Raw genomic sequence first — 13,683 nt, 5'->3', positions numbered from 1 at the left:
ACCCCGTTCGACTTGCATGTGTTAGGCACGCCGCTAGCGTTCATCCTGAGCCAGGATCAAACTCTCTCGTATATTTCCATTAAAAAAATAAACAATTTAAGTTCGCTAGCTTTTCGCTTCGCTTTTTTCTTTTCCTCGATTTACTTGATTTCGTTCGTAGTTCTTAAAATAAAAACTCTAGAATTTTCAAGGTCCATTATGTTATTCAGTTTTCAAGATTCATTTGCCGTCCGAATCAGACAGCTTAGCCATTGTAACACAAGTTTTTTACTTTGTCAAGCATTTTTTTAAAATTTTTTCATTTTTTTCCACGTTTTTCACAAAAACATAGGTAGTTTTTCAACAGAACGCCGATTTTTAGCTGTTTTTTGCAAATAAAAAAGCAGATTTTTCGGGAATCATTTGTCAGAATTTCGTTAAAAATTCTATTTTCATACAAAAAAACGGCTCTGTTAATGTGACAGAACCGTCTTTTTACTAATACTATATAACATTATACTATATGCCATTAAATCCCCGTCAAGTCAAAGGGTGGGGTATATTCTTCTTTGGCGCTGGACTTTTGTTGCATATAGGCGCTTTCAAATCCAAGCTCCAAAGCCATGTCAACCACCGAGTGATACTCCAAAGAAGTAATTCTGCGATTTAGTTCAGGATAATCTTCCAAATGTCCGTTGGGGGTAAACTGGCTCATTAAACTTAAAATAAATTGTTCTGTCCCAAACCGTTCTGCCAAACTCTTTAACACTTCAAAGGAATCTTTGCGGCAACCGGGCAACACCAGATGCCGTACAATCACCCCTGATTGCAGGATTCCCTCCGCATTGAACTTGGGGGCACCGCAAAGGGAAATCATTTGGGAAAGAGAATCCATAGCAAAATCAAAATAATCGGGTGCCGAACTGTATTTCTTTGCAATTTCAGAGGACTGATATTTTACATCGGTGAGAAAAATATCAATAGTTCCCTTTAACATCTGAATGGTTTCCGGCTTTTCGTAACCGCCTACATTGGCAACAAAGGGAATATGTATTTTATCACGAACCAAATCGATTGCCTGCATAATTTGTGGCAGATATGGCGTAGGTGTTACCAGATTGATATGGTGGGCGCCGTCTAATTGCAGTTTCAGAAAAATATCACCAAGCTGTTTTGGGGAAATTTCTTTTCCAAATCCACCAATGCTGATATCATAATTCTGACAGTACCGACAGGCAAGATTGCATCCCGAAAAGAATACCGTTCCCGAACCTTTGGTGCCACTGATACAGGGTTCTTCCCAAAAATGAAGAGCTGCCCTTGCCACCTTAATCTGGTCAGTTGCACCGCAAAAACCAACGGTTTTGGTTCTGTCAACACCGCAATTTCTGGGACACAGTGTGCAGTTTTTTAAGTTGTCTAATCCAAAACTCTCCATAAAAACTATACCTTACTCAAAGTAACAGAATTGTTATCTTGTGTTGACGGAATATCGCCATTTACCTTTTAACGTTCTTTTGCAATAATATTACTACAGGTTATGTAAATACTATCTTCCCAAGAAAAGAGAATCCCTATTTGAAAATCATCAGTTTCTTCACAATATAAAATTTCCATATAACCGAAAGTATCAATGCAATTCATAAAATGCCCACGTAACTCTTTTACGCCAACAAATGTAATATCTGCTTTTTTCCCATAAATACATAATTGATTTTGCTCGTATTGCAGTTTTACAATTTCCAAATCATGAAACCCATCATATTTTTCATAGGCTTCTAATGTTTCCTTGGTTAACAATGGTGTTATTTTTGTGCGAAAGTACTCATTATACTTATGTATATTTTCCAGGAATAATTCATCTGCAGTTTCCATATCGTAAACATCTGAAATGCCATTAATACCCTTCCAAAGCTCTTCAGTAAAAAAATTCATATAACTCTCCTTTTTTACGGCATGAAAGCAACAAGGGGGGAGGACTGCTTTTTATCTTATTCCGCCCCATCAAAACCGAATCTTTAAGCTTCTGTTTCTCTTACACCCATCATAGCACACGATTCTCTTTTTGTCAACGAAACAAATTTTTGGTGAAAATCGGTATTCGAAAATAGTTTTTCTTGACAAGAGGAAAAGTTTGTTATATTATATATAATGTAATAATAGGAAAAAGACGGAAAAGTTTATTTTCTGACGGAGGTTTATTTATGGCAAAGGAAGCAAAAAAGTATTTTAAGGTTGACCCCTGGAAAATTATTGAAGAGGGCTTTAACCCTGCGGAAGGCAGAGTGGGCGAAAGTATTTTCTCCATGGGCAACGAATATATGGGGATCCGCGGCATTTTTGATGAAATGTATTCCGGGGACAAGCTGGTTGGATGCTATTTTAACGGCGTGTATGAAGAAAAGCCGTTATCCTACCCCGAATATTTCAATGGTCTGGCAAAAAGATGCTGTTTTATGATTAATGCTCAGAACTGGCTCTACACCAGAATTTTTGTGGACGGTGTGGAAATTGACTTAGCTAAAGTGCCCTTTAGCAATTTCTACCGTGAACTGGATATGAAAACCGGTCTGGTATTAAGACGTTTTACATACAAAGATATCACTTTCACTTTTGAAAGATTTACAAGCATCAACTATCACTATATCGGCGGACAGAAAATTACTCTGCAGAGCGAAACCGCTCACGATGTGAAAATCGTTTCCGGTATTGACTTTACTCCCATTCACGAGGAAGAAGGCAAAAACTACTGGACCGAATGCGGTAAGGGCGATGACTACATCATCTGCGCTACCCAGACCAGCGGTCAGAGAATTTATTCCAAAATGAAAACCAACTTCGGTGCAGGCAAAGTTGTATCCGAAGACAAGATGATTATGCAGGAATACGATTTCACCTTACAGGGCGAAAAAGTGTTTGAAAAAGTGGTATATAACTTTGTGGAACGTGACAAAGATTTGACCATTGACTTAGCAAAAGCCGATTCCTACTTAGCAAAATCCTATGATGAATACAGAGCAGAACACGTGGCTCGTTGGGAAGAAATCTGGAAACATTCCGACGTGGAAATTGACGGTGATGATGAAAACCAGCAGGGTATCCGTTTCTGTATCTTCAATATGCATCAGACCTATCACGGTGACGACGGCAGATTAAACGTTGGTGCAAAAGGGTTGACCGGTGAAAAATACAGCGGTTGGACTTTCTGGGATTCTGAAACCTACTGCTTACCCTTCTATATGTTCAATAACCCCAAAGCAGCAAAAAATCTTCTGATGTACCGTTATAACACCCTGCCTCAGGCAAAAGAACGTTCTATCGAACAGGATTGTAAGGGTGCTTGTTATCCCATGGTTACCATTGACGGTACTGAAAGCTGTGGCGTTTGGCAGCATGGGAACTTGGAAATTCACGTGACTGCGGCAATTGCATACGGCGTGTGGCATTATGTGAGAAACACCGGTGACATTGAATTCTTAAAAGATTACGGTCTGGAACTGTTGGTGGAAACTTCCCGTTACTTTGCATCCCGTGGTGACTGGAGCCCGAAAACCGGTGAATTCGGTCTGTGGGGTGTAATGGGTCCCGACGAATTCCATATGATGGTACATAACAATACCTACACCAACTTTATGGTGAAGAAAAACTTCCTCTACACCATTGAAATGGTGAAAAAATACGGCTACGATGTTCCCCAGGAAGAACTGGCACAGTGGCAGAACATGGCTGACAAAATGCGTATCAACTACGACGAAAAAACCAAACTGTTTGAACAGCACGACGGTTACTTTGATTTCCCCGAATATGACGTAAAAGGTATGGATCCCGATAAGGTTCCCGTTTACAAATACTGGGCGTATGACAGAATTTTCCGAGTGAATATGTTAAAACAGCCTGACGTTGTGTTAATGCAGTTCTTCTATTCTAAAGACTTCACTTTAGAACAAAAACGTGAAAACTTCTATTTCTATGAACACAGATGTTCTCACGAAAGCTCCTTATCCCCTGCAATTCACTCCATTATGGCAGCTGAAATCGGCGATTTGGATATGGCGGAAGAATATATGGCATACGGCAGCCGTGTGGACATCGACGATTACAACAGAAATGCTCATCAGGGCTTACACGTTACCTCCATGTCTGCAGCTTGGATGAATATGATTTACGGCTTTGGCGGTATGAGAAGTGACGGCGATATGCTTTCCTTCAAACCTAACATCCCCAAAAAATGGGATCGTTACGCATTCACCATTTTAGTTCGCGGAAGCGTTCTGAAAGTGGAAGTAGTGAAAGGAAAAGCAACCTTCAAAGTGTTGGAAGGTGCACCTGTTACCGTTGAAATTTACGACAAAGCATATGAAATTACCACGGAGGGTGTTGAAATTGAGTACTAATTTTTCGAATATCAAAGAAATCAAAGCAGTTATTTTTGACTTGGACGGCGTTATCGTATCGACTGATGACTGCCACTACAGAGGCTGGAAAAAAATGGCGGACGAAGAAGGTATTTATTTTGACCGCACCATTAACGAACGTCTTCGTGGTGTAAGCCGTATGGAAAGCTTAAACATCATTTTGGAACGTGCCGAAAAAGAGTATACCGAAGAGGAAAAAGTGGCGCTGGCTACCCGTAAAAACGGTTACTATGTAGAGTTCATTCAGGCGTTAACTCCCGATGATATTCTCCCCGGCGTGATGGAATCCTTAGAAGCTTTAAAAGCAAAAGGAATCAAAATCGCCATCGGTTCTTCCAGCAAAAATACTCCCATCATCTTAAAACAAATCGGCTTATCCGATTACTTTGATGCGGTGTCTGACGGAAACAACATTTCCAACTCCAAACCCGATCCCGAAGTATTCTTAAAAGCGGCAGACTTCTTAGGAATGCCTTATGACAACTGTGCGATCGTAGAAGATGCAGATGCAGGTATCGAAGCAGGAAAAGCTGCAGGTATGGTAACTTTTGCAGTTGGCAGTGCCAAAGGCGGAGACGTTACCCTCTCCAATATGAAAGAGTTACTGGAAAATCTGTAATATACAATCAAAAAAATCCCCAAATCCACTTTGGATTTGGGGATTTTCTTTTGCTCAAATTTTTTATTCTTCCGATTTGTCTTTCTTACAATCGCCAACCATATAAATTTCTTCCGTTTTCTGCTGAACGCTCTTTTATTCTTCTATCACATCGGTGATTTTATTAAAAAGCTCAAAATACATTGTTTTGTAGTCTGCCAGAGTGGGTTCCTCCGTGTTTTTCATTAAAATAAGAACCCGACCCGATAACGCAATCAAAGATTGCGGTCGGGTACCCCGGAACCTTGTTGTATTCACAATAAAAACAGAAAGCACGCCACCCCCGTGTGACGTGCTTTCTGCTTTCTCGCGAAAGGACTTCTATTCCACTACAAAAAGTAGGGATTAGTTGTTCAGGCATCGGGCATCTTAAATGTCGCAACTTAGAATGTCTCCCCGATTTCCTGCCTTTATTGTATCATCAATACTCCCTCTCTGTCAATTTCCATACAGGACGACTTTTTTTGACAAAAGTCCCTTTGTGAAATTTTTTTATCACAAAATAATCAAACCTCTCATCGCAATACAAAAAAACGGCATCTGATGATGCCGTTTTCTTACTTGACGAAATTTTCAAGTTGCTGTATGATGTTTTCCATAATTTTCGTCAGTTCACGGGATTTTCTTAACGTAATGGTGCGAATGGAGAAATAGGGTTTCACCCCTGCACCAAACAGTGCCTTTCCTTTATACTCGCTGCCTAAATTGAGAACTGCGGAAATCAATTCCTGCGAAATTGCTTTCATACGGAAGGTAATCGTTCCCGAATTTTCAGAAACATCATAAATTCCCAAGCGTTCACACATCGCACGAAGGTAAGACACTTCGATTAAGTTCATAGTTTCCTGGGGGATATCGGAAAATCGGTCGGTCAATTCGTCAATCATATCCTCCACATCTTCACGGGTTTTCACAAGCGAAATCTTTTTATAGATTTCTAATTTACTTGCGTGGTCAGAAATATAGGAATCATCAATAAATGCAGACACTTTCAAATCCACCTGACAGGTCACTTCCTCCTGTACGGTTTCTCCTTTTTGCTCACGGACTGCCTCGTCTAACAGTTTTAGATACATATCGTATCCCACAGCATCCATATGACCGTGCTGCTCTGCACCTAAAATATTGCCTGCCCCACGGATTTCCAAATCTCGGAGCGCAATTTTAAAGCCCGAACCGAACTCGGTAAATTCCTTGATGGCTTTTAAGCGTTTTTCCGAAACCTCGGTGATGGATTTATCTCGCTTATAAGTGAGATAACAATATGCCAGACGGTTGGAACGCCCTACTCTGCCTCTGAGCTGATACAATTGAGCCAATCCCAGATGGTCTGCATTTTCGATAATCATAGTGTTGACATTTGGCAAATCCAAACCCGTTTCAATAATGGTGGTGCAAACCAAAATATCAATTTCACCCAGCGACATCCGATAGAAAATTTCTTCCATTTTCTCACGGCTTAATTTTCCGTGCGCCACTTCCACCACGGCCTCGGGGAACTGTTCTTTCAGTTTTGCCGCTACGTTGTGAATGGTTTCCACACGGTTGTATAAATAAAATACCTGACCGTTTCGGTGGAGTTCTTTTTCAATCGCCTCGTGGATAATGGCATCGTGATACTCCAGCACAAAGGTTCTCACAGGATGACGGTCACAAGGGGGTTCTTTTAAGGTGGAAACATCACGGATCCCCACCATCGCCATATTAAGCGTTCTGGGAATGGGGGTAGCAGACAGGGTTAAAATATCCACCCCGTTTTTCATTTCCTTGATTTTTTCTTTATGGGCAACACCGAACCGCTGTTCTTCGTCCACAATGAGAAGTCCCAAATCCTTAAACTGCACATCATTGGAAAGTAATCTGTGAGTTCCGATGGCAATATCGCACATCCCGCTTTTTAATTCTTTAATCACACCGTCAATCTGTTTTTTGGTGCGGAATCTTGACAGCAACCCAACCTTTACGGGAAAATCTTTCATACGATTGACAAAAGTATTGTAATGCTGTTGTGCCAACACGGTAGTGGGTGCCAGATATGCCACCTGCTTTCCGTCGCAAACAGCTTTAAAAGCAGCACGGAGTGCTACCTCAGTTTTTCCGTAACCCACGTCACCGCATAAAAGACGGTCCATGGGGCGGTGGCTTTCCATATCTTTTTTCACATCATAAATAGAGGTAAGCTGGTCATCGGTTTCTTCGTAAGGGAAAGTCCGCTCAAACTGAATCTGCATATCCGAATCTTCCGAAAATGCAAAGCCCTCAGCGGTTTCTCGTTTTTGATATAAGTCCATCAGTTTTAACGCCAGATCCTGACAACTTTTCTTGACACGTTGTTTCACTTTGTCAAAGTCGGTACCGCCAAGTTTATTCAAGCGAACCCCTTTGGAATCATTCCCCACATATTTATAAAGAGTGTTCAACTGATTGACGGGAATATACAGATAATCACTGCCGTGATAACGGATTTTGATAAAATCCTTTCCCTCTCCCTCTACGGTCAGACGGGTAATTCCAAGATATTCCCCGATTCCGTGAACGGGGTGCACCACAAAATCCCCTACTGTCAAATCCGAGAAATTGGTGATGGCATTTTCATTTTTCACCGCTTTATGGGGACGCTTTTTGCGGTCTGCGGTGTAGATATCCGAAAAGTAAACAAATTTCAGTTCAGGATAAGAAAACCCTTCCGTAAAACCGGGCACTGGTAAAATCTGCACTTCACCCGGCACAAAACTATATGCATCGGTTACAGGAGCATTCAGTTCATAATTGGATAACGTGTAAGACAGTTTTTCTGCCTTGGAACGGGTTTTCCCGGGAATCAAAACAGAGTAACCTTCCTCTAAATATTCTTTTAATTCCTCCACAAAAATACCGATACTGCCACTTGCTGAAAGTACCGATTTGGCAGGCAGATTGATTTCTTTTGCTGGTTTTTTTCCACCATAGTTATTTTTAATAAAAGCAAAATGGCAAACACTGTGCGCATAAAAGATTTCCATTTGCTTGACGGGGTCCTGAAAAAATTTCAGATTCGCTTTGTGAATCAACCCTTTTTCGCAAAGCTCCAACAGATATTCATAATGCTCCCGATAAAGTGCCTCGTGGGCTTCATAGATACCGTTGGGGTCATCTAAGAGAAACATAAAATCATCATCGGTATAGGAAAAAAGCGGTGCCAGAAAATCTTTCAAAAACGGGAAATACCGGTCATAAGATTGCAGTTTTCCAACATTTTGAAGTCGCTCAATATCACGGGATAAGATATCAAACAGTTCCCCATCGGCGTGTTTTTTTTCCTTCTTTAAAACTTCTGCCAAATCTTTGGGATCGGGCACCAAAAAATCGTCGGCAGAAGTGATGGTTGCTTCTTTAATCACTTCATAAGACAGACGGGTGATGGGGTCAAAGGTACGAATAGAATCCACCTCATCCCCGAAAAATTCAATACGGTACGGCACCCCTTCAGTATAGGGAAACACATCCACAATTCCCCCACGAACAGAGTATTGTCCGTGGCTTTCCACAATGTCTACCCGTTCATAAGAAGATAATTTGGCAATCAGCTTCTTCTGTTCGTATTCATCGCCGATTTTTAAGGTGACATTGGAATCAGACAACAGTTCTTGTTTCACCACCGGCACAAATGCTGCACCGGGCGTGACAATATAAAGTCCCTTTTCCTTTCGGGAAATGGCATTTAAAAATTCCAGACGTTCTTTTTTATCGGCGGTATCTTTGGCGTCCAGTTCATAGTAACAGAATTCGTAATCAGGCAAGAAATAAACGGGAATCTCATAAAACTCCGCAAAGCTTTTTAGTTTTTCCCCTTCTTTTCTGTTTTTGACCATCAAAAATGCCGGACGTTTTTCCGAAAGTATCAAAGCGGTAATGATATGCGCTTTGGCACCGTCGGTCAGTCCGGTCACAGAGGTGATATTCGGTTGTTTTGCCCGGATGGCTTCTTTTAATTTCAAAAACGGCTTATAGCCATCAAGCAGAGGAAAAAAGCCTGCAGTTTTATTCATATTACTTCGTTCCTTCGCCGATTCCCTTCTTGTTATAAAGGTTCATCGCTTTTTGGGTATCGCCTTTTAACATATAGCTGATGGCTTCCACCGCATCCTCCACAGATGCGGAAAAACCGTTCATTTCCTCTTTGGAGAATTTTCCAAGCACATGATCCGCAAGGTCTCTTTCCCCATTGGAACCAACACCCAGTCGGATTCTGGGAAAATTATCCTTGCCCAAAAGATAAATGATGCTCTTCATCCCATTATGACCGCCGGCGGACCCTTTTTCACGGATTCTTAAGGAACCAACGGGCAAGGAAATATCATCATACACTACGATGATATCCGAAACATCAACTTTATAAAACCCTGCCGCCTGAACAACAGCTTCTCCGCTTAAGTTCATAAAGGTGGTAGGTTTTAATAAAATCACTTTTTCGCCATTGATATTACCTTCCCCTAAAAGGGATTTAAATTTAATTTTATTGACCTTAATATTATTCTTGGCCGCTAAGTAATCCAAACATAAAAAGCCTGCATTGTGGCGGGTGAATTCATATTGTTTGCCGGGATTGCCCAGCCCTACTATCATATGCATATTATCTTCTCCGTATGTTTTTCTGAAAAATTCTCTTAACTAAGTTATTATATAATAAAAAAAGGAAAAAGTCAAGGTGCACTCATCTTCTTCCCCTTACCGAATGACGAACCTAAAAAATCCGCCATTATTTTTGCAATTGCACAAGGTTGCCGGAAGACGGATATTCGAGAATGCAAAAATACGAGGCGGCGATTTCTTTTTGGTTCTTTTTCTTTGTCGGCAAAGCAAAAAGAACAATTGTTCACAGAGAATTCATTGACAAATGATAGTAATAATAGTATAATGAAAGGTAGAATTTACGGGGTATCCCTTACAAATATAAAACCCTTACAGAGAGAAGGAGCAATTATGATTAAGAAACTGTTAGGATGTGTGAGAGAATATAAAAAGCCATCCATTTTGGCACCGGTGTTTGTCACAATGGAAGTGCTTTTAGAAGTGCTGATTCCCTTTTTAATGGCAAAACTGGTGGACTTAGGTATCAACGGAAATGACGGACAAGGTGATTTTCGCTACATTGTGATTGTGGGAATCATTTTGATTGTGCTATGTGCGCTGTCTCTTTGGACAGGGGTGCTGGCGGGAAAACATGCTGCAACCGCTTCCGCAGGCTTTGCTAAAAATTTACGAAAAGATATGTTTCATAATGTACAGAATTTTTCGTTCTCCAATATTGATAAATTCTCCACTTCCGGGATTGTAACCCGCTTAACCACTGACGTGACCCATCTGCAGAATGCCTATCAAATGATTATCAGAATTGCAGTGCGTGCACCCATGATGCTGATTTTTTCTCTTGTGATGGCATTTACCGTGAAAGCAGAACTGGCGATGATTTTCTTAGCCGCAGTTCCCGTGTTGGGGATTGGTCTTTACTTCATTATGACTCACGCACACCCCATTTTCAAACGGGTATTTAAAACCTACGACAAATTAAACAATGTGGTACAGGAAAACCTACGTGGTGTTCGAGTGGTAAAAGCTTTTGTCCGTGAAAATCATGAAGAAGAAAAATTCGGCGAAGTTTCCAACGCAATTCACACAGATTTTGTTCGTGCAGAACGTCTGCTTGCCTGGAATGCACCACTGATGCAATTTTGTATGTATGGCTGTATGCTCTTTATTTCCTGGGTTGGTGCCAATCTGATTGTGCAAAACGCTATGACCACCGGGGAACTGATGAGCGTGATGACCTATGTGATGCAGATTTTAGGTAGCTTAATGATGGTTTCCATGATTTTTGTAATGGTTACCATTTCACGCACCGCTGCAGAACGAACCACCGAGCTGTTAAATGAAACCGCAGATATTAAAAATCCCGAACATCCTGTTTTTACAGTTGCAAATGGCGAAATTGTGTTTAAAAATGTCAACTTCAGTTATGCAGGCGATTGCCAAAAGCTTTGTCTTACCGATGTAGACCTGACCATTCAATCCGGAGAAACAGTTGGTATTTTAGGCGGAACAGGTAGTGCCAAAACCACATTGGTACAGTTAGTGCCCCGTTTGTATGATGTAACATCAGGAGAACTTCTGGTAGGTGGCATCAACGTAAAAGACTATGATTTAGATACCTTACGTAATGAAGTGGCTATGGTATTGCAAAAAAATGTGCTGTTCTCAGGTACCATCAAAGAAAACTTGCGTTGGGGTAACGAAAATGCCACCGATGAGGAAATGATTCACGCTTGCCAACTTGCTCAGGCAGACGGCTTTATCCAAGAATTCCCTGACGGTTACGAAACTTTCATTGAACAAGGCGGTGCCAATGTATCCGGCGGACAGAAACAGCGTTTATGTATTGCAAGAGCGCTCTTAAAGAAACCGAAAATCCTGATTTTGGATGACTCTACCAGTGCGGTGGATACCCACACTGATGCTTTAATCAGAAAAGCATTTTTGGAAGAAATTCCCGATACTACTAAAATTATTATTGCACAGCGCGTTTCCTCCATTATGGAAGCCGATAAAATCATCGTGATGGATGACGGCAAAATTGCCGGTATCGGAACCCACGAAGAACTGCTCCAAACCAACGAAATATACCGTGATGTGTATGAATCCCAAACGAAAGGAGGAATTTCTGATGGCACAAAATAACCAAAACAGAGTACCTCCCAAATTTGACCCTGCTCGCTTTGCTCCGCAGAAGAAGCCTGATAAAAAGACCATCAAGCGGTTGTTGGGTTACATTTTTAAGGATTACAAATTTTCCTTCTTTCTGGTAGTGATTTTAATCATTTTAAGCACGGTTGCCAACGTTTCCAGCGCCATGTTTTTGGGAATTTTAATTGATGATTATATCACTCCTTTAACCAAAATGGCAAACCCTGTTTTTACAGGACTCATCCAAGCCATCGGCGTGATGATTGTGATTTATGCCGTGGGTATTTTCTCCACTTTAATGTTTAACCGTATGATGGCAAAAATTGCGCAGGGAGTGCTTCGGGATATCCGTAATGATATGTTCTCCCATATGCAGAAACTCCCCATCAAATATTTCGATACCCACGCCCACGGGGACGTGATGAGTCACTACACCAACGATACCGATACCTTAAGACAGATGATTTCTCAGAGTTTGCCTCAGATGTTCTCATCCTTGGTAACCATTATTTCTGTTTTATGTGCAATGATTGTCACCAATATATACTTGACTGTATTCACCCTGCTCTTTGTGGGCGTGATTTTAAAAGTGACAGGTGCAGTTGCCAAAAACAGTGGCAAGTATTTTGGTAAACAACAACAGGCACTCGGCAGTGTGAACGGATTTGTGGAAGAAATGATTCACGGACAGAAGGTTATCAAAGTGTTCTGCCACGAAGACGAAACCAAAGAAGAATTTGACAAACGAAACGAAGAACTTTGCGAAAACGCCACCAACGCCCACAAGTTTGCCAATGTGCTTGGTCCCATCAACAATAACTTAGGACATCTGCAATACGCATTACTCGCTATTTTGGGTGGCGGTATGGCAATTATGGGATTTGGCGGTTTAACCTTAGGAAACATTGCCACCTTCCTGCAACTTTCCAAAAGCTTCAATATGCCTATCTCTCAGATTTCTCAACAAATCAATATGGTGGTGATGGCATTGGCAGGCGCCAAACGTATTTTTGAACTGTTGGATGAAAAGGTCGAAGATGACAACGGCTATGTTACTTTAGTCAATGCAAAATACGAAAATGGTGTGCTGACGGAATCTGAAAAACGTACCGGTTTATGGGCTTGGAAACATCCTCATTCTGACGGCACGCTCACTTACACCGAATTAAAAGGGGAAGTGGTGTTTGACGATGTGGACTTCGGTTACACCGAAGAAAAAATTGTGCTGCACAATGTGTCTCTCTATGCCAATCCGGGCGAAAAAATTGCATTTGTGGGGGCAACAGGTGCAGGCAAAACCACCATCACCAATTTAATCAACCGTTTCTATGATTTAGCAGACGGCAAGGTCCGTTATGACGGCATCAACATCAATAAAATCAAAAAAAGTGATTTGCGCCGTTCGTTGGGAATGGTGCTTCAGGATACCAATCTGTTCACCGGCACCGTGAAAGAAAACATCCGCTACGGAAAACCGGATGCCACCGATGAAGAAATTATTGCGGCGGCAAAACTGGCAAATGCTCATGGATTCATCTCCCGTCTGCCGCAAGGTTACGACACTCCCTTAACCAACAACGGAGAAAGCTTATCTCAGGGGCAACGTCAGTTGATTGCCATTGCAAGAGCAGCAGTATTAGATCCGCCGGTTATGATTTTAGACGAAGCAACTTCTTCGATTGATACCCGTACCGAAGCCATTGTGCAAAAAGGGATGGACAGCTTAATGCACGGCAGAACCGTGTTTGTGATTGCCCACCGTCTTTCCACCATTCAGAATTCCGATGTAATTATGGTGTTAGACCACGGCAGAATCATTGAACGGGGGAGCCACGAAAAACTGTTGGAAGAAAAAGGAAAATACTACCAACTCTACACCGGCTCGGTAGAATTGGATTAAGGAACAAAGAA

8 protein-coding genes and 1 rRNA gene are annotated in these 13,683 nt (G+C 41.5%); 4 read left to right on the top strand and 5 right to left on the bottom strand.

The window, feature by feature from the left end:
• From E7413_06905 to E7413_06895, 3 genes are all read right to left on the bottom strand, one after another.
• A 16S ribosomal RNA gene (locus E7413_06905) occupies positions 1-73 on the bottom strand; the annotation flags it as partial.
• 435 nt (positions 74-508) lie between these two features.
• Entirely contained in the window at positions 509-1,417 is a 909-nt protein-coding gene (locus E7413_06900; GenBank protein MBE7019585.1) for a radical SAM protein, read from the bottom strand.
• 68 nt (positions 1,418-1,485) lie between these two features.
• Positions 1,486-1,914 carry a hypothetical protein gene (locus E7413_06895; protein MBE7019584.1) on the bottom strand — a complete coding sequence of 143 codons (429 nt, stop codon included), beginning with the start codon at positions 1,912-1,914 and terminating at the stop codon, positions 1,486-1,488.
• Between the two features lie 269 nt (positions 1,915-2,183).
• Here E7413_06895 and E7413_06890 point away from each other — a divergent pair, with 269 nt between their 5' ends.
• Both E7413_06890 and pgmB read left to right on the top strand, forming a co-directional pair.
• Positions 2,184-4,373, top strand: a complete 2,190-nt coding sequence (locus E7413_06890; protein MBE7019583.1) for a family 65 glycosyl hydrolase — start codon at positions 2,184-2,186, stop codon at positions 4,371-4,373.
• Positions 4,336-5,013: a beta-phosphoglucomutase gene (pgmB, locus tag E7413_06885; GenBank protein ID MBE7019582.1), complete on the top strand. Its 678-nt coding sequence runs from the start codon at positions 4,336-4,338 to the stop codon at positions 5,011-5,013. The genes E7413_06890 and pgmB overlap by 38 nt, the downstream gene beginning before the upstream one ends.
• Positions 5,014-5,609: 596 nt before the next feature.
• Here the strand turns inward: pgmB and mfd are convergent.
• Together mfd and E7413_06875 are read right to left on the bottom strand one after the other, a co-directional pair.
• Positions 5,610-9,080 (bottom strand): transcription-repair coupling factor, encoded by a 3,471-nt coding sequence (gene mfd, locus E7413_06880; protein MBE7019581.1) that lies wholly within the window; start codon positions 9,078-9,080, stop codon positions 5,610-5,612.
• Between the two features lies 1 nt (position 9,081).
• Positions 9,082-9,663: an aminoacyl-tRNA hydrolase gene (locus tag E7413_06875; protein MBE7019580.1), complete on the bottom strand. Its 582-nt coding sequence runs from the start codon at positions 9,661-9,663 to the stop codon at positions 9,082-9,084.
• Positions 9,664-10,014: 351 nt separating this feature from the next.
• Here E7413_06875 and E7413_06870 point away from each other — a divergent pair, with 351 nt between their 5' ends.
• Together E7413_06870 and E7413_06865 are read left to right on the top strand one after the other, a co-directional pair.
• Entirely contained in the window at positions 10,015-11,766 is a 1,752-nt protein-coding gene (locus tag E7413_06870; GenBank protein ID MBE7019579.1) for an ABC transporter ATP-binding protein, read from the top strand.
• On the top strand, positions 11,753-13,672 hold the full coding sequence (locus E7413_06865) for an ABC transporter ATP-binding protein (GenBank protein MBE7019578.1): 1,920 nt from the start codon (positions 11,753-11,755) through the stop codon (positions 13,670-13,672). Before E7413_06870 ends, E7413_06865 begins: the two co-directional genes overlap by 14 nt.
• Positions 13,673-13,683: the final 11 nt, after the last annotated feature.

The sequence above is a fragment of the Oscillospiraceae bacterium genome (genome assembly GCA_015068645.1).
Taxonomy (GTDB): domain Bacteria; phylum Bacillota; class Clostridia; order UMGS1840; family UMGS1840; genus SIG452.
Note: the sequence above shows the minus strand (reverse complement) of the source record. Positions and strands in the feature narration are given on the sequence as shown.